Origin of the sequence: Cyanobium sp. A1C-AMD (genome assembly GCF_024346495.1) — a bacterium.
GTDB lineage: Bacteria > Cyanobacteriota > Cyanobacteriia > PCC-6307 > Cyanobiaceae > Cyanobium_A > Cyanobium_A usitatum.
Genome location: NZ_JAGQDB010000005.1, coordinates 1 through 16,406, shown reverse-complemented (window position 1 = coordinate 16,406; position 16,406 = coordinate 1). Strand labels below are relative to the sequence as shown.

The following is a 16,406-nucleotide window of genomic DNA, read 5'->3' as shown; positions in this document are numbered from 1 at the left end:
GGAAATTCAAAGGGGCAGGGGGCGATGGCTGAAATGGCGCACGCCGCCGGCGTAATCGGCGGCGATGTGGCCCTCGCCGCGCAGCCGGTAGCGGTAGGTCACCAAACCCTCCAGCCCAACGGGGCCCCGGGGGGGCATGGTTTGGGTAGAGATGCCTACCTCGGCGCCGAAGCCGTAGCGGAAGCCATCGGCAAAGCGGGTGGAGCAATTGAGGTAGACGCCGGCGCTGTTTACCGCAGCCAGGAAGCGGTCGGCCATGGCAGCATCCCGGGTGCAGATGGCATCGGTGTGACGGGAGCCGTAGCGGGCGATGTGATCGAGGGCTGCCTCGAGGTCGGGAACGACCTTCACACTCAAAATCAGGTCTGAATATTCGGTGCTCCAGTCGTCGTCTGAGGCGGCATGGCTCACACCCAGCGCCATGGCGGCGGCATCGCCGCGCAATTCAACCCCGGCTGCCCCGAAGGCCAGCACGGCCCTGGGCAGAAAATCGGCAGCTGTCTCCGCGTGAACCAGCAGGGTTTCGATCGCGTTGCAAGCTGCCGGGTATTGGGTCTTGGAATCCAGCGCCACCTTCAGTGCCAGATCCAGATCCGCGGCCCTATCCACAAACAGGTGGCAAATGCCATCGGCATGACCCAGCACTGGAATACGGGTGTTGTCTTGGATGAAGCGCACCAGGGCATTGGAGCCCCGGGGAATAATCAAGTCCACCAGGCCGTCGAGCTTGAGCAGCCCCAGGCTTTCCTCCCTGCTGGTGAGCAGCTCCAGGGCATCGGGCTGCACCGCACTAGCGGCCAGGCCACGGCGCAGCGCTGCATGAATGGCCTCACAGCTACGGCTTGCTTCGCGACCACCCTTGAGCAGGGCGCCGTTGCCGGAGCGAATAGCCAAGGAGGCGATCTGCATCACCGCATCTGGCCGCGCCTCAAAGATCACGCCCAGCACCCCCAGGGGCACCGTTAACCGCTCCAGCACCAGCCCCTCATCTAGCTCGGTGTGGAGCTGACGGCGGCCAACCGGATCGGCAAGCTCCGCCACCTGGCACACACCCGCGATCGCCCCTGCCAATTTGGGACCATCGAGCTTGAGCCGGGCCACCAGCGCCGGCGCCAGCTCCTCGGCGGCAGCGGCCTCAAGATCGGCCTGGTTGGCGGCCAAAATGACTTCACTGCCCTGCTCTAGGGCTTCTGCCATGGCCAGCACGGCCTGACGGCGCTTGCCATCGTCGAGTTGGCCAAGGGCCATGGCGCAGCGGCGCACCTGGGCGGCCCGGGCCAGCAGGTCTGGGGAGGGATCAGGAATCATCAAGCCATCATCCCAAGCTGGGCGCCAAACGTTGCAGCGCCAGGCGAGCCGCCCCCAGCCGGCCGGCTCCGTTGCCGAGACTGCAGCGACGAATCGTCAGACCCTCCCGGCTGGCTGCCTGCACCCGCTGCTCCACCTCCTGCCACACCGCTGGCAGGAAGTGATCGCTGGCGCCGCTGAGGCCACCACCAATCAGCACTAGCTCCGGTGTGAGCACATAAAGCAGCGAGCTCAAACCTTGCCCCAGCAACTGGCCATAGGCCCGCCACACCGCCAGGGCTTCGCCATCGCCGCCAGTGGCCCGGCGGCAGAGTTCGGCCGGATCCAGGCTGGATAGGCGATCGAAGCCGCGGCGACTGCAGAAGGATTCCAGGGAGCCGTTGTTACCGCTGTTGCAGGGCGGACCAGCGGGATCGAGGCCTATCAAACCGGGCTCGGCGGCCGCCCCCCGATGACCTGTAAACAATTGGCCATCGAGCAACACCGCACCGCCCACGCCCGTGCCCAAGGTGAGCAGCAAGACATCGCCAACTCCCCGGGCTGCCCCGAGCCAGTGCTCACCGATCAGGGCGCAGTTGGCGTCATTGGCCAGGGTCACAGGGCGCTCCAGCAGGGGCTCGAGCCAATTGGCCAAGGGCACATCCAGCCAACCCGGCAGGTTTATGGCGATGCGCGCCACCCGGCCGGCTTGGTCGCTGGGCCCGGGGTGGCCGACCCCAATCCGATCGGCCAACCGCTGAGGATCTAGTTGCTGTACCGCCGCCACGATCGCCGTTGTCACAGCACCAGGGACCGCTGGCTGGGGAGTAGGCACCTGCAACTCCGCAAGCAGGTCGCCGGCTTCGCTGAAGCGCCCCAACTTGATGGCACTACCACCGAGATCCACCCCGATCAACTGGTTCATCGGAATCGCTGCATCGAACAAAACAAGCTCAGAAGCGGAAAAACAGCTGCAACTGGGTCTGCCAGGCACCCTGGGAGTCGATAGCCCCCTGCAGGTTGAGCAATTCTGAGGCCTTGAAATTCAGATTTAATTGGGGGGGGACGTCGGAGCGGTTGGGGGCAGCCAACACAGATGCATTGAAGCGTTCCGTGAGATCAAGACCTAACTCAGCTCCAAGCACCAGCTGGGGCGGCACCCGACCTGAGCGACGTTCGGCGCCACTGGCCACACCTTGGTTCACATAGGTGGGATAAAGGGCAAAGCTGAGTCGCTGGCCGAAGGCATCGCCGAGGGTGCCGAGCAGAGGCGAGAGCAGGGTTTGTCCTAGGGCGGTAGCCAGCACGGTGCCGCCTGCAGATCCCGCCAGGCCGGCCAGGGTATTGCCGCCGATCAGGGCCAGCAGCCGATCTTCCGAGAGCGGCGGCGAACTGCGCAGCACCAGGTTGTCGGCAAGACGGTCCGCCGGGCCGCTCACACTCAGAAAAACACGCACCAAGTTGAGCTGGTCGAGGGAGTTGGTGGCGCCAACCGCCTGAAAGTCCTGCAATGAAAGGCTGCCGGCGGTCCCAATACCACTGGTGGTCGGCAGGTTGTCGGAGACCCTGGTACGCAGCGAGATATCTAAAAAAGGAATCAATCCCATCGAGGGTGTGATCACCGCAACGTTTGGGGAGTCGGGGTCGAGACCAAACGTGGTGGTGAACAGGTTTAGTCGCCCGTTCAGCAATCGCACCACACCCTGCAAGCGCAGGCTCGGATCAAGCCTCCCATTAAGTCGCAGCAAACCACTGGTGCCAAAGCTGGCCAGGTTGGGGATGCCAACCTTCAGGTCGGGGCCCAGCTTCAACCTCAGGTCGTCGAAACCCACAAAGCTGGCATTAGGTACGGCGGCACGCAGGGCCTCACTGGCGTTGCTCTCCACATCGGGACCGAGCAGCACCAAGGGCTGGTCGTAATTCCAGCTGGATTCGAGCAATTCAGCAGCGCTAGCTACCGGTGCCGCCAGATTGGCTTCACTGGCCAGTCGAGCCGGCTGAACGTTGATGCTGCCCCGGGATATAGCCAGCTCCCCGCCAATATCAAGGGCAGCAACGCTGCCTCCGATTTGAAGGGACCCATCAGCCACGGCCTTGATCCGAGACATGGCAAAGGGCACCTTTTCAAGCTCTACCTTCAGCGTGGCGTCTTTGCCATCAGCTGTGGCCTCAGGGCGAAACAGCCCCAGGCTTCCCTGACCACGCACCACTCCCTTATCTCCCACCTTGGCGTTGAACTCCTGAAGCAGGAGCTGCTCAAAGTCGAACAGCACGGTGGCATCGACGTCACGAACCTTTTGGCCGATGAACTGCAACTGAGCACCCCGAAAACGCAAAAATCCGTTAGCGATCGGCTCTCTAACGCTGCCGCGCACCAGCAGTTGGAGGTCGCCGCTGCCCTGATTCCACTGCAGGGCAGGCTGGGCAAGCCCCGCCAGGAAGCGCAAGCCGTCGTCACGACTAGCCAGGCGCAGTTCAAGACCCTGCCTCCCCGGATCCAAGGGCACAACACCCGCCAATTCGACGCTGGTTGAAGCCCCGGCCGCCCGCAAAGAAAGATCGAGGAGCAGCCTGGCCTGCTCCAGCTGAATGGTGCTCCGCTCCAGCACCAAAGCCGTTTCCCTTAGGTAGCCATCAACCAGGTTGATGTTGAGGGCAAGCTCAGGTTGGGGAGTGCCGAGGCGGTAGCGCCCCTGCAGAGATAGGCGGCCCCGCAATCCGGCGGGCACAGGGGTAAGCAGCGCCAACAGCTCAAGGGGCAGATCAGCCAGGCTGAAATTGCCAGCCCCCCGCCGCAGGGGCCCGGTGAACTTCACCAGCACCGGCACAGAGGTAAGGGGATGGTCCTGGTTTGCCTCAGGCAACCACAGGTGGGCGCGGGCCTGGAGGTCGGCGCGGGCTTCTAGCAGGCTTGCTCCGTCAAGGCGCAGGTCGGCGTCGATCTGACCTGCCAGCCGCTGCAGTCGCTCCTGAGGACTGCTTTGCCGGTCACGCTCCAGCCGGGCAGCGCTCAGCCGAGCTCTAGCAAGCTCCAGGGCCCGCAGCTGGTCCTGCACGCTGCCGCTAAAGGTATCGATAAGCAGGGTGCCGATGTCGCTGGCCCGGCCCAGGATCGGCGCGCTCCCTCCGCGCCACTGGGGCCAGGCCCTGACCAACTGCTGCAAAAACAGCGGCGGTAATCGCTCACCCTGAAGGCGGGCTCGGAAGGCGCCATGCCACACGCCACTCCAATCGATGGCAAGGTTGCCCCCAGCAAGGGGAGAGATGGCTCCTTGGACTGAGTAGCGACGCTTGGCATAGCGGATATTCGCCTGGGCCGATTTCCCCCAGACGCCCAAAAACACCGGCCGATCAAGCTGGGCGCTACCGCTGAAGGCCAGGGGTTGGAGTTCAAGCAGGCCCTGACCGCTCAGCCGGGCTTGCAGGGGTTGACGCCTCGAATTTGGCCCCAGGGCTAGCTGCAATCCGTCGAGGGGCAACTGGGATGCCTGCCAGCGGTAGGCCCGAGGGCTGCCGTTGAGTTCCAGAGTGCCGCCGGCCCGGTCAAGGCGAACTGCACGGGGGACCCAACGGGAATCGAGGCGGGCCGTAAGCACCCCCACCGGCGCAGGGGCGAGAGCTTGCATGCGTAGGCGCCCACCACCAGCCGGATCACCAAACCACTGGCCCTGCCAGTTTTCCCGCAAGCTGAGGGGGCCCGCACCGGGCTGGTCGATCTGGAGATCCAGGTCTGGCCTCAAGGCTTTGAGAGGGCCCCGAACCCGGCCAGTGGCCTGCAAGATTCCCTGCAATTGGGTGCCCACAAGCAAATCGAGCCGCTCGAGGGGGTAGCGCTGCAGCTCCAAGTTGAGATCGAGCTGGCCTGGCACCAGCCCCTCACCGGCCCGCAGGCCCAGGGGCAACACGCCACGGGCGGAGAGGTGGGCACTACTGAAACGCTGCAGCACTAGGCGCTTATCGCGCCAATCCAAAACCGCATCCCAGCGACCCAGCAACGGGTTACTGGGCTGACCAAAGCGGGCCTGGAGCTGGGGCAGGCGCCACGGCCCCCTGGCCGAAACTGAGCCGCTTACCTGTTGGTTCAACAGCCACTCAGGGGTGCCGGCTTGCAGGGGAAGGTCACCGGGCCGGAGCTGCCATTGCCCCGTCAGATCAAAACGCCTGGCCAAGCTCCCCTTGAGCTTTAGCCAGGAGCGACCGCGGGCCAGCTCAAACTGGCGCAACTGAAGCTGGTTTCGCTGCCACAGCCCCTCAAGCCGCAGGGTGCCCTGCAGGCCCTTGCTGCCCGGTGCTCCCCAGCGCCAGGCAGAGCGGTCCAACTCGAGCGCCTGGCCGCTGCAGCGCAGTTGGCTGAATGGCAACTCCAGTCGGGATACGCCGGTCGCAGGCCGCCAGCGCAATTGGCGCAGCTGGGCTCCACCTCGACAGAAGGGCTGGCGATCCCTCCAGGCCAAGGCGAACTTGCCATCTGCGTGACCCGCAAGTTGACCAGGCAGGCCTAACAGGCGCTGCAGAGGGGGTAGCTGCAAGGCCTTTGTCCGCAGGGTTCCATCCCAGCGCTGCCTCTGCCAATTGCCCTGGAGCTCCATGGCCAGCTCGCCAGCGGCCACCTCCGAGCGCAGCCAAGCCGCCAGTTCAACCTCCCGGCGATGGGGCAGCACTGCACCACGGCCCGTGAGGCGGAGGCTCGCACCGGAAGGCTGCAGGTTGAGCAAGGCGGGATCCACCAGGCGCAACCTGAGATCCAGGCGCGGCGGCTCGCTGCCTACAGCAAGGCGCCCTGGCACCCAATACTGACCTTGGGAGTTGCGCCGCAACTCAGCGCGCACACCAGTCAGGCCCACATGCACCACTGGCAACCGCTGGCGCAGGCTGGCTAGCGGATCCAAGCTCACCAAAACCGAACGCACCAAGACTGAGGAGCCATCCAGCCGCCCAGGGGCGATGCGACTGGGCCCAATGCGCAGACCACCCCAGCCCAGACCCTGATATTCGCCAAGCTCAACGGGATGGCCAGCAAGCTGGCTGAGCGGCTGCTCAAGCCGAGGTCTCCAGTGCTCGTAGAGCTTTCTCAGGGCCTGATCCCCTCCCCAGGCCAGCAGAAGCAGGGCACCGCAGCCGCCTGTAAACGCCGCCAGCAAGCGGAAGCTGCCCTGGCCCTGGGGCGAGGGTGGGGGTGCAAGTGAAGGCGAAGCGGGGACTGGCCCAGGGTTCTGTTCTGGCAACTCCGCCATTCCCGTGGGCTGCCACCCCTGCGACGGGCGCAATATAAAGGCACTAACCCAAACATCCAGCCCTATGGCCGCTGATCCAATCCTGCTGACAGCAGGCAAATGGCTGGGGGCCGCCAGTGGGGTCCTGGCTTTGACCACGATTGTTGGTTATCTGAGCCGCTGGGGGATTCGCTTTCGGCTGGTTGGTGTCACCAGCTTCACGGCCCTGCTTGCCGTTTCCTGCCTGGCCTTTGCGGTGAGCTACACCCCTCGGGTGCAGCTAGCTGGGGCCGTGAGCGTGCCGGTGGTGTTTGACAACGGCATCGACCTGGTGGTGGCAGCAGCGCCAGACGGCCTAGCGGATGGGGCCGCCGCACCCACCATTCAGCAAGTAGCCCAAAACCTCAGGGGTGGCGGCCGCAGCAGCGCCGACAACCTGGTGCATGTGCGACTGCGCCGCGTCGAGACGATCGCCCCAGGGCTGAGCAAGCCAGTGGTGCTGGCAGAAGCCACCCGCAGCCTGACAAGTGGTGATGTTGAGCTACAGCCCTAGCCATGTGGCAACTGCCGATTCACTTTCAGCGTGAACAACGCCAATTGGAGCTAGCCGGCATCGATGACTGGCCCCAACTCGCCGGTCTCCAAGACCAGGACCTGCGCCGGCTCGGCCGCAGCGGCGGCGCCAGCGAGGCCCGGCTGATCAAGCTTCGGGGCCAGGCCCGGCTAGTTGTGGAGGTGGGCCTCGAGCCGGCAGAAGCCGCCCTGCTGCTCTACGCCGGCATCGCTAGCAGGGCTGGATTGGCGGCCAGTGATCCGCACCAACTCTTGGTACAGATGGGCCGGCTGCAACGAAGCCTCACCGGCATGGCCTCCCCCCTGCTCGATCTGACCACCTTGAGCGAATGGATCCGGCGCGCTCAGCGCCGCCCCACGAACTGATCCAGAGCAGCCACCAGCCGCCGCCCCAGGTGGCTCAAATGGAAGTGCCTTGGGGCTGCATACGTTGTCAAATCTCCACTCCCCACCCAGTAATTCGACCTGCGGCCGTTACATCTTCGGCCTGGTGCCGCTGCTGCTGATCAGTCTGGCAGCCCTGTGGTCACCTGCCCTGGCCCAATCCCAATTGCTTGAGTCCGTGAAGCAAAACCCTGCGAGGGCGAAGGCGCTTTGCAGCCAGTTTCAGGGCTTCAACGCCCAGGGGCTCTCCGCTACATCCAGCTCGGCCGTGAGCCAGATCGCCCGCCAAGAAAACCTCAGTCCCATGGATTCTGAGGTTCTTATCACCTATGTGATTGGGCTTTATTGCCCCGATGTGCGCTGAGTGAGCAGCCCGGCGCCAAACCTTTTGCAGGTTCGATGGCGAGACGAGGCCATGGATTGTCGGGATGGCACCCAGCTGATCAGCCGAGTCTGGCAACCAGCAGACCAAGGACCATGGCCGGTGCTGCTGATGCGACAGCCCTACGGCCGAGCAATCGCCTCAACTATTACCTATGCCCATCCCAGCTGGTACGCAGCCCATGGCTTTCTGGTAGTTGTTCAGGATGTGCGCGGTCAAGGTGCTTCCCAGGGGACGTTCCAAGGATTCGAACAGGAGTTATCCGATGGGGCAGACACCATCCGCTGGGTTCGCAAACTTGAAAGCAGTAACGGAAGAGTCGGTTGCTATGGATTTTCATACCAAGGCCTGACCCAACTGCTAAGCGACGATCCAGCGGCCCTGCCCGACTGCCTGGCACCGGCCATGGCTGGTTTGGACGAGCGCGGAGACTGGGCCTGCGAGGGAGGAGCCCACTGGTGGGCCCTAGGCCTGGGCTGGGGACTGCAATTGGCAGCCCTGCGCTGCAAAAAACTTGGGGACGATGCCGGCTGGCAAGCGATTCGCCGCAGCCTCGACTCGGGCGACTTTCTGTCTGAAGGCTTTGACCTGCTCAAGCGCCATGACCCCCAAGGCATGGCCTGCCGCTGGCTGCAGCTGCCGGCAAGCGAGGCCCCTAGATGGGTTTGCCACCAACCAGTCGCAGCTCTATGGCAGCGCCCGATGCTGCTGATCGGTGGCTGGTATGACCCCCATCTGCGCGGCATCTTGAACCTCTTTGCACTTGCTAGCGCTGCAGGTGGCTCGCCGCTGCTCCGCATTGGTGCCTATACCCACCTCGACTGGAACGGCGGCCTTGATCGGTTGCAACTGGCCTTCTTTCAGCACCATCTTCAGGATCAAGCCGCTCCAGAACAACTCAGCGCTGCCGTTCTTGTAGAAAAAGCCCCCCTTACAAACGGCAAGAACTCAAGCCTCCATTGGCGGCCCCCCAATTCAGACAGCAGCAACCGGAGCTGGGGGCTACGCAGTCGTGGCCTGGCCACAATCGACGTGGAGGAGGGCGAATTGCTGCTCGATCAATTTGGCAGCGGCGAGGTCGCTCTAGTGCACGATCCCTGGCGACCAGTTCCAGGCCGGGGCGGCCACCTTGGCCTCGATCCAGGCCCGTGTGAACGCGGCGACCTGGACCGCCGTAGTGATGTGATCTGCTTCAGCAGTTCACCACTCAGCACGCCCCTGGAGCTGGAGGGACGGCCCCTATTGACCATTTCTGTGCGTGCCGACCAACCCAGCTTTGACCTTTGTGCAGCTCTCTCGGTGATTGATCCCCAGGGAAGGGTGCTCCAACTGAGCACGGGTGTGGCCAGGACGCAGCAGCTAGCAGGCGAAAAATCGTTGCTGCAAGTTCAATTGCAGCCCCTGCTAGTTGAGCTCTGCCCCGGGGAACGGTTGCGACTCTCCTTAGCGGGAGCGGCCTGGCCGCAGATTGCCGTAAACCCCGGCGACGGCTTCGAGACCTTCGGGCCTACAGGCCCGCACCATCGAGTCATCACGCTGGAGCTTGAACTGGCTGATTCCCAATTGCAGCTGCTGCCCCTCTTGGGCGGCAAATTTGGGGCACACTGATCCAAATGTTTGTTTTTGCGATGTCGCTGCGCCACCTGCGCTTTGTTCAACAGCCCCAGGCCCTCAGCCGCATGGCTCTCGGCATGCTTGCGCTGGCCACCGGCCTGAGCATCACCATGGCCGCACTGCCAGGAACATCAGGCAGTGCGGCATTGGCCCAGAGCCAGAGCAGTGGTGTGGATCGCCCAGCCCTCAGCGTCGAAGCAGCCCGAGCCGCGGCTGATCGGATCTTGGCAGCAGTAAAAAGCCGCGATCCCAACCTGCGCTACAGCCAATTCTCAGAGGAACTCAAGGCGGTTAGCAGCCCTTCGATGGTGGCGGAGACAATGCGCACCCAACCGAAACTGTTGAGCTGGACCCTGCTCAGCGTGCAAGGGGGTTTGCGCAACACCACCGTTGAGGCCAGCATCACCACAACCATGGGCAAGCGAGAGCTGTTCATCGTGCTCAACCCCGAAGGCAAGCTCGCTGGTTACCACCTGGATGTAACCGATGAGGCACCGAGCGTGGTTGCCAAAAGATTTGTCACCGCCCTAACCAGTGGCCAGTTCATCTCAGCGCGTAGCTTTTTGAGCCTGTCACTGCAGAAGGAGATCTCCGCAAGCAGCCTGCAGGTGCGCTGGCAGCAGCTGCAACGTCAAACCGGCGAATTTGTACGGATCCGCAAGGTTGTGGTGGCCGAGGGCGGCGGCGACCAGCGCCTTGTACTGGTAAATACCGATTTCAATCGTCTTAGCGATTCCCTCTTTGTGATCCTTAATGCCAACAACGAAATAATCGGCATCGACTTTCCCAGCGATCCAATCACCCCCAAGCCGGTGCGCTGAGCCCTGAGCCGCCTAAGCTCGCCTTCCGATCGCTGCTGGTACATGTCCTTGCTCACCCTTAACTGGATGGCGGACGATTGCCAGCGGCTGGCTGAATGCCGGCACGACCACCCGTTTGCGGTGCTGGGGCCCCAGCCCCTCGAATCGGGCGGATGGGTGCTACGCGTCTGGATGCCTGAGGCAGAGCGTGTTGAGCTGCTGATCGATGGCCAATCGCTGCCGATGGCCACTCCGAATCACCCATGGATTTTCGAAGCAGCTTGGGGCAGTGATCCCGGTACCGCTTACCAAGTGCGGGTAAACCGCGGCGGCATCGAACACGTGCAGCCCGATCCCTGGTCGTTTCGCCATGAATGGATGGGCGAACTAGACCGCCTGTTGTTTGCAGAGGGCAACCACCACCACATATGGCGCCGTATGGGTGCCCACGTGGTGGAGCACAACGGCGTCAAGGGCGTTCAGTTCTGCCTCTGGGCCCCCAATGCCCGCAGCGTGGCGGTGCTGGGCAATTTCAACGGCTGGGATGGCCGCCACCATCCGATGCAGGCAAGGGTGGGTGGATCCTGGGAGCTATTCATTCCCGGGCTTAAGCCAGGTGAGATCTACAAATACGAAGTAAGAGCTCAAAACGGGCACTGCTATCAAAAAGCAGACCCCTATGGCTTCCGCCATGAGATTCGTCCCAACAATGGCTCGATCGTTGAGTCGCTTGCGGGGCACCAATGGCAAGACTCGAGCTGGATGCAGGAGCGGGATAGCCGCAACCCCCTCGACCAGCCGGTGTCTGTGTATGAAATGCATCTGGGCAGCTGGATGCACGGCGCTGCCGACCAGCCCTACATCGAAGCTGACGGCACACCGCGCCCGCCGGTGCCTGCAGCCGATCTCAAACCCGGCGCTCGCCTACTCACCTATCCGGAGCTAGCTGATCGGGTCATCCCCTACGTGAAAGCCCGCGGCTTTACCCACATCGAGCTGATGCCGATCTCGGAGCATCCCTTCGATGGTTCCTGGGGCTACCAGGTCACGGGCTGGTACGCCCCCACCAGCCGCTTTGGCACACCGGATGAATTCCGCGCCTTCGTGGATCGCTGCCACGCCGAAGGCATTGGCGTGATCCTCGACTGGGTGCCAGGCCACTTCCCCAAAGATGCCCACGGCCTGGCCTTCTTTGATGGCGCCCATCTTTATGAGCATGCCGATCCGCGCATCGGCGAGCATAAGGAGTGGGGCACCCTAATCTTCAACTACAGCCGCAACGAAGTGCGCAACTTCCTTGTGGCAAACCTGGTTTATTGGTTTGAGGAGTTCCACATCGACGGCATCCGCGTAGATGCGGTGGCCTCCATGCTTTACCGCGACTACCTGCGCCCAGATGGTGAATGGTTGCCAAATGACCATGGCGGTCGTGAAAACACCGAGGCAGTCACTTTTCTACAACAGGCCAACCACGTGCTGTTCGAGCACTTCCCTGGAGCACTCTCGATCGCCGAGGAATCCACCACCTGGCCCATGGTTACCCAGCCCACCAATATTGGCGGCCTCGGTTTCAACCTCAAATGGAACATGGGTTGGATGCACGACATGCTCGATTACTTCGAGCTAGATCCCTGGTTCCGCCAGTTCCATCAGAACAACGTCACCTTCTCAATCTGGTACGCCTTCACCGAGAACTTCATGCTGGCGTTAAGCCACGACGAAGTGGTGCATGGCAAGAGCAACCTCTTGCATAAAATGCCTGGTGACGACTGGCAAAAATTTGCCAACGTGCGGGCACTGCTGGCATACATGTGGACCCATCCCGGCAAGAAAACCATCTTCATGGGGATGGAATTTGGCCAGAGGGCTGAGTGGAATGTATGGGGCGACCTGCAGTGGGAGCTGCTGCAGCACGACTCTCACCAGGGGCTGCAGCGTCTCGTCGACGATCTCAACGTCTTCTACAAATCGGAGCGGGCTCTCTGGGGCGACGACTTCAGCGAATTCGGCTTCCAGTGGATCGATTGCAACGACAATCGCCACTCGATCATCAGCTTCATGCGGCGTGAAAGTGCCACGGGCAAGTGGCTTGTGGTGGTGGCCAACTTCACTCCCCAGAGCCATTCCCACTACCGAGTTGGAGTACCGCTGGAAGGCTTCTATGAGGAAGCCTTCAACACAGATTCTGAGCGCTACGGCGGTAGCAACCTTGGCAACCTGGGCGGCAAATTCACCGACCAGTGGGGCATCCATGGCTATGAGCAATCTCTGGATCTCTGCCTACCACCCCTTTCAGTGCTGGTGTTCCGTCGCGATGAAAAGCGCAGCCAGCAGTTGGATAAAGACACCTGTGACGAAGCCACCGGTTCCGGGGCCCTGCTCGGGTAAGTTCTCGCTTCGCTCTGCTTGCAACCATGACCGAAACCGCCCCCCTGCTGCTGCGCGCCGCCCGAGGTGAGCAGGTGGAGCGGCCCCCGGTTTGGATGATGCGCCAGGCCGGGCGCTACATGAAGGTGTATCGCGACCTGCGCGACCGCCATCCCGGTTTCCGCGAGCGCTCGGAAAACCCCGATCTCTCCTACGAGATCTCCATGCAGCCCTTCCACGCCTTCAAGCCCGACGGCGTGATCCTCTTTTCAGACATCCTCACGCCCCTACCGGGCATGGGGATCAACTTCGACATCATTGAGAGCCAGGGGCCCCTGATCCAGGACCCAATCCGCAACCTTGCCCAAGTAGAGGCACTGCGGGCCTTGGAGCCGGCCGAGAGCATGCCGTTTGTGGGTGAAGTGCTCACCCGTTTAAGTCAATCGGTTGGCAATGAAGCTGCTGTACTCGGCTTTGTGGGTGCCCCCTGGACCCTGGCCGCCTATGTGGTGGAGGGCAAAAGCAGCAAGAACTACGCCGTGATCAAGGCGATGGCTTTCAAAGAGCCGGAGCTGCTGCACAAGCTCCTAGACCACTTCGCCGAGTCAATTGCCACCTACCTGCGCTACCAGATCGATTCCGGCGCCCAGGTGGTGCAGATGTTCGATTCCTGGGCCGGCCAGCTCAGCCCCATGGATTACGACAGCTTCGCGGCGCCTTACCAGAAGAAGGTGGTGGATCTGGTTAAGCAAACCCACCCCGATACCCCCTTCATCCTCTACATCTCCGGCAGCGCCGGCGTACTTGAGCGCATGGCACGCACCGGGGTAGACATCATTTCGCTCGACTGGACCGTGGACATGGCCGAGGGCCTGGCCCGCCTACCCGAGCACATTGGCGTGCAGGGCAACGTGGATCCCGGATTGCTATTCGGCACCCCAGCGGCCATCCAGGCCCGCATCGACGACACCGTGCGCAAAGCCCGCGGCCGCAAGCACATTCTCAACCTGGGCCACGGCATCCTGCCGGGCACTCCAGAAGAAAACGGCCGTGCCTTCTTTGAAGCCGGCAAGAGTGTGATGGAGCGCATCGGAGCGGCGGCTTGAGCAGCCCCGCGGGAGGATCCCGACCCCAGCGGATCCTGATCACAGGGGCTAGTGGCTGCGTTGGCCAATACATCACCGAGCAGCTCTATCGCCACAGCGATGCGGAGTTGCTGCTCCTGCTCCGTGATCCAACCAAGCTCACGGTTGTTTCAGCAGCTGATCCTCGGGTCACCCTGCTGGTCGGTGACCTGCGGGAGCTAACGCCCCATGCCGGTGCAATCGCCACCGCTACTCGCATCATCCACACGGCCACCGCCTGGGGCGATCCCCTAAGAGCCCAGCAGGTGAACGTGGACGCGGTCAAGCAGCTGCTGGCTTTCACCAGCCCTGTATGGCTGGAGCAGGTGATCTACTTCTCCACCGCCTCAATTCTGGATCGGCAGTTGCAGCTGCTGCCCGAGGCAGCGGAATTTGGCACGGAATACATCCAAACCAAGGCCCTCTGCCTGCAGCAACTGGAGGCCCACCCCCTAGCCGCCAAAATTGTGGCCGTATTTCCCACCCTGGTATTTGGGGGTCAGGTGGGTCCGGGCGACCGCCATCCCACCAGCTATCTCACCGCCGGGATTAAGGAGGCAACCCGCTGGTTGTGGCTTGCTAAGTGGCTGCGCACCGAAGCCAGCTTCCACTTCATCCACGCCGCCGACATAGCCCTGGTGTGCGCCCATTTGACCACCCAGCCCCATCAACCCAATCCGGAACCAAACCAGGGAGCTCTGCGGCGCCTGGTGCTCGGCCAGGCGCCGATCAGCGTCAATGACACCGTGGCCCAGCTCTGCCGTTGGCGCCGCAGCTGGCAGCCATCCTTTGGGATCGACCTGCAAGGCTGGTTAATCGAAGCCCTGATCAAACTGCTACGCATCGAAGTCAATGCCTGGGATCGCTTCTCAATTCGTCAACGCCACTTCGTGCACGAGCCGGTGAGCCCACCAGAACGCTTTGGCCTGGTGAGCTATGCACCAACGCTCCAAGCGGTGTTCGAAACCGCTGGCCTGCCGCACAGATGAGCAAGCACAGGCATGGTTGGCTGGTCGGGAGGCTGCTGCTGGGCTGCCTCGTGTTCACGATGCTGCTGGGCAACGACGAAGGCTTTCTGGTGTTCCAACCCGAACAGCTGACGATCAACGCCGGCGACACAGTGAGCTTTGAAGTACGGGGGCTCGGCCCCCACAACTTGATCGTGGCAGGCCATCCCGAATGGAGCCATGAACCCCTCAGCTTCGCTTTGGGCGAAAGCTGGGAGCAAAAATTTGATATGCCCGGCCGCTACGCGATCTGGTGTGAGCCCCATCGGGCAGCAGGGATGACCGCTGAAATCAACGTCTTGGCACCTAGCTGATCCCACCTCACAGCCAACTTTGTGGCAATTGTTTCGAACCTGGTTGCCAGAGGTCACATCAGCCCCGTTCACGCCTTAATTTTGTCGAGTTGCCCATGCTTTTAAGCGCCCCCCATGCGCCGTCTCTTCTCTCTGATCGCTCTCTGCCTAGCGCTCGTGCTGGGTGCTGCTCCTAGCTTCGCTGCCGATGTGGCCCATGGCGGCCAGATCTTTTCCGCCAACTGCGCCGCTTGCCACATGGGTGGTGGCAACGTTGTTAATGCCGAGCGCACCCTTAAGCAGGATGCCCTAACGGCCTACCTGGCCAACTACAGCGAAGGCCACGAAGCTGCCATTGCTTACCAGGTAACCAACGGCAAGAACGCCATGCCTGCCTTCGGTGGCAAGCTCAGCGAAGGTGACATCGCTGATGTCGCTGCCTACGTCGAAGACATGTCTTCTAAGGGCTGGGCCTGATCTAAGGGCTGGTCTTCCGGGGCCGGTGTTCCTGGGCTGGTCTTCCTGACTCAATTATCCAATTAGTCCTTCAGCAAACCCCGGCCAAGGTCGGGGTTTTTTGTTGGCCTCCGTAGCTGAGCGAAAATCCGGGAAAAACTCTGCCCGGATCTCAGTTCTGGCCTCGGCGGGCAGCCAGCACGGCCAGATAAAGCTCCTCCGGAACCTCGCGGATGTCGTATTCGCTGGGAAGTACACCGTGCACATACCGATGCACGGCCAGCCAGCAGTTGCGCTCCGGATCCCGACCAGTGCCATCAAACTCCCGGGACTCAGCAGCCAGTTGCTCAATTAAGGGGTCGTTCCAGATGTCGTTCACGGCAGCGATCCCCCATGCGGGGGGCCAGAGTGGGAGCAGTCTGAACTAGTGCATCGGCATGGCAGCCCATACCCCATCGCCCCAGGCCCAACTGCTGCTTGGACTCGCCATCGCCGGGGGTGGGCTGCTGGGCAGCTTCAACGGCCAGGCTCAGGCTCAGGCCTGGCAGGGTCAGGCGCAAGGCCGGCCAACTGCACCAGGGTTGCAGGCTCCAGCTCTTGGACAGGTAGTGCAGCGGGTAGTCGACCGCCACGCCGATCAGGCTCGCCCCCAGCACCAGGGTCATCACATGCATATGGCCAAACAGCGCCACGCAGGCCACTGCACCAAACAGCATGCCCACCAGCACCGGGACAAACGCCAGCAACACGCGCCAACGACGGAACGCCAGTAACAGCAACAGCAGGATGCCGACGGTGGCACCGCCGCCGACCCAGGTCATCTCCCGGCTTGCCTGTTGTTGGCCATTGGCCGCGTACAGCAGGCCGCTGGCAGCCAGCAGTTGTACGCCGTGCTCGGCGGCCTGT

15 protein-coding genes are annotated in these 16,406 nt (G+C 62.5%); 10 read left to right on the top strand and 5 right to left on the bottom strand.

Translation table 11 applies throughout. The annotated features are described in order from the left end of the window. Nucleotides 1-6: 6 nt before the first annotated feature. From KBY74_RS01790 to KBY74_RS01780, 3 genes are read right to left on the bottom strand one after another with little or no spacing between them, the layout of a single operon-like run. The gene (locus KBY74_RS01790; RefSeq protein ID WP_254941234.1) at nucleotides 7-1,308 is read right to left on the bottom strand and encodes a glutamate-5-semialdehyde dehydrogenase; all 1,302 of its coding nucleotides are present in this window, start codon (nucleotides 1,306-1,308) and stop codon (nucleotides 7-9) included. A 7-nt stretch (nucleotides 1,309-1,315) separates the two neighbouring features. Then, nucleotides 1,316-2,212, bottom strand: a complete 897-nt coding sequence (locus tag KBY74_RS01785) for an ROK family protein (RefSeq protein ID WP_254941233.1) — start codon at nucleotides 2,210-2,212, stop codon at nucleotides 1,316-1,318. A 28-nt stretch (nucleotides 2,213-2,240) separates the two neighbouring features. Continuing rightward, nucleotides 2,241-6,521, bottom strand: a complete 4,281-nt coding sequence (locus tag KBY74_RS01780) for a translocation/assembly module TamB (protein WP_254941232.1) — start codon at nucleotides 6,519-6,521, stop codon at nucleotides 2,241-2,243. A 64-nt stretch (nucleotides 6,522-6,585) separates the two neighbouring features. Here KBY74_RS01780 and KBY74_RS01775 point away from each other — a divergent pair, with 64 nt between their 5' ends. The 10 genes from KBY74_RS01775 to KBY74_RS01730 all read left to right on the top strand — a co-directional run bounded on the left by KBY74_RS01775 (nucleotide 6,586) and on the right by KBY74_RS01730 (nucleotide 15,521). Beyond that, complete coding sequence (locus KBY74_RS01775; protein WP_254941231.1) at nucleotides 6,586-7,053, top strand: Ycf51 family protein; 468 nt, start codon at nucleotides 6,586-6,588, stop codon at nucleotides 7,051-7,053. A gap of 2 nt (nucleotides 7,054-7,055) precedes the next feature. Continuing rightward, complete coding sequence (locus KBY74_RS01770) at nucleotides 7,056-7,439, top strand: DUF4332 domain-containing protein (protein WP_254941230.1); 384 nt, start codon at nucleotides 7,056-7,058, stop codon at nucleotides 7,437-7,439. 49 nt (nucleotides 7,440-7,488) lie between these two features. Beyond that, complete coding sequence (locus KBY74_RS01765) at nucleotides 7,489-7,821, top strand: hypothetical protein (protein ID WP_315859023.1); 333 nt, start codon at nucleotides 7,489-7,491, stop codon at nucleotides 7,819-7,821. Nucleotides 7,822-7,872: 51 nt separating this feature from the next. Continuing rightward, the gene (locus tag KBY74_RS01760) at nucleotides 7,873-9,447 is read left to right on the top strand and encodes a CocE/NonD family hydrolase (protein WP_254941229.1); all 1,575 of its coding nucleotides are present in this window, start codon (nucleotides 7,873-7,875) and stop codon (nucleotides 9,445-9,447) included. Between the two features lie 20 nt (nucleotides 9,448-9,467). Continuing rightward, entirely contained in the window at nucleotides 9,468-10,274 is an 807-nt protein-coding gene (locus KBY74_RS01755; protein ID WP_254941228.1) for a DUF3887 domain-containing protein, read from the top strand. Between the two features lie 42 nt (nucleotides 10,275-10,316). Next, on the top strand, nucleotides 10,317-12,641 hold the full coding sequence (glgB, locus tag KBY74_RS01750; RefSeq protein WP_254941227.1) for a 1,4-alpha-glucan branching protein GlgB: 2,325 nt from the start codon (nucleotides 10,317-10,319) through the stop codon (nucleotides 12,639-12,641). A gap of 26 nt (nucleotides 12,642-12,667) precedes the next feature. Then, nucleotides 12,668-13,726, top strand: a complete 1,059-nt coding sequence (gene hemE / locus KBY74_RS01745) for a uroporphyrinogen decarboxylase (RefSeq protein WP_254941226.1) — start codon at nucleotides 12,668-12,670, stop codon at nucleotides 13,724-13,726. Further along, nucleotides 13,723-14,733 carry an NAD(P)-dependent oxidoreductase gene (locus KBY74_RS01740; protein ID WP_254941225.1) on the top strand — a complete coding sequence of 337 codons (1,011 nt, stop codon included), beginning with the start codon at nucleotides 13,723-13,725 and terminating at the stop codon, nucleotides 14,731-14,733. Before hemE ends, KBY74_RS01740 begins: the two co-directional genes overlap by 4 nt. Continuing rightward, nucleotides 14,730-15,065 (top strand): plastocyanin/azurin family copper-binding protein, encoded by a 336-nt coding sequence (locus tag KBY74_RS01735; RefSeq protein WP_254941224.1) that lies wholly within the window; start codon nucleotides 14,730-14,732, stop codon nucleotides 15,063-15,065. Before KBY74_RS01740 ends, KBY74_RS01735 begins: the two co-directional genes overlap by 4 nt. Before the next feature lie 114 nt (nucleotides 15,066-15,179). Next, complete coding sequence (locus KBY74_RS01730; RefSeq protein WP_106501929.1) at nucleotides 15,180-15,521, top strand: c-type cytochrome; 342 nt, start codon at nucleotides 15,180-15,182, stop codon at nucleotides 15,519-15,521. A gap of 151 nt (nucleotides 15,522-15,672) precedes the next feature. Here the strand turns inward: KBY74_RS01730 and KBY74_RS01725 are convergent, their stop codons facing one another. Together KBY74_RS01725 and KBY74_RS01720 are read right to left on the bottom strand one after the other, a co-directional pair. After that, nucleotides 15,673-15,879: a hypothetical protein gene (locus tag KBY74_RS01725; RefSeq protein ID WP_254941223.1), complete on the bottom strand. Its 207-nt coding sequence runs from the start codon at nucleotides 15,877-15,879 to the stop codon at nucleotides 15,673-15,675. Beyond that, nucleotides 15,848-16,406: hypothetical protein (locus KBY74_RS01720; protein ID WP_254941222.1), on the bottom strand; the 559-nt coding region annotated here is incomplete at its 5' end. The genes KBY74_RS01725 and KBY74_RS01720, both read right to left, overlap by 32 nt.

Excerpts from the sequence above, each read along its gene's own strand:
- KBY74_RS01790 (WP_254941234.1), bottom strand. The coding sequence starts at position 1,308 with ATGATTCCTGATCCCTCCCCAGACCTGCTGGCCCGGGCCGCCCAGGTG.
- KBY74_RS01785 (WP_254941233.1), bottom strand. The coding sequence starts at position 2,212 with ATGAACCAGTTGATCGGGGTGGATCTCGGTGGTAGTGCCATCAAGTTG.
- KBY74_RS01780 (WP_254941232.1), bottom strand. The coding sequence starts at position 6,521 with ATGGCGGAGTTGCCAGAACAGAACCCTGGGCCAGTCCCCGCTTCGCCT.
- KBY74_RS01775 (WP_254941231.1), top strand. The coding sequence starts at position 6,586 with ATGGCCGCTGATCCAATCCTGCTGACAGCAGGCAAATGGCTGGGGGCC.
- KBY74_RS01770 (WP_254941230.1), top strand. The coding sequence starts at position 7,056 with ATGTGGCAACTGCCGATTCACTTTCAGCGTGAACAACGCCAATTGGAG.
- KBY74_RS01760 (WP_254941229.1), top strand. The coding sequence starts at position 7,873 with ATGGATTGTCGGGATGGCACCCAGCTGATCAGCCGAGTCTGGCAACCA.
- KBY74_RS01755 (WP_254941228.1), top strand. The coding sequence starts at position 9,468 with ATGTCGCTGCGCCACCTGCGCTTTGTTCAACAGCCCCAGGCCCTCAGC.
- glgB (WP_254941227.1), top strand. The coding sequence starts at position 10,317 with ATGTCCTTGCTCACCCTTAACTGGATGGCGGACGATTGCCAGCGGCTG.
- hemE (WP_254941226.1), top strand. The coding sequence starts at position 12,668 with ATGACCGAAACCGCCCCCCTGCTGCTGCGCGCCGCCCGAGGTGAGCAG.
- KBY74_RS01735 (WP_254941224.1), top strand. The coding sequence starts at position 14,730 with ATGAGCAAGCACAGGCATGGTTGGCTGGTCGGGAGGCTGCTGCTGGGC.
- KBY74_RS01730 (WP_106501929.1), top strand. The coding sequence starts at position 15,180 with ATGCGCCGTCTCTTCTCTCTGATCGCTCTCTGCCTAGCGCTCGTGCTG.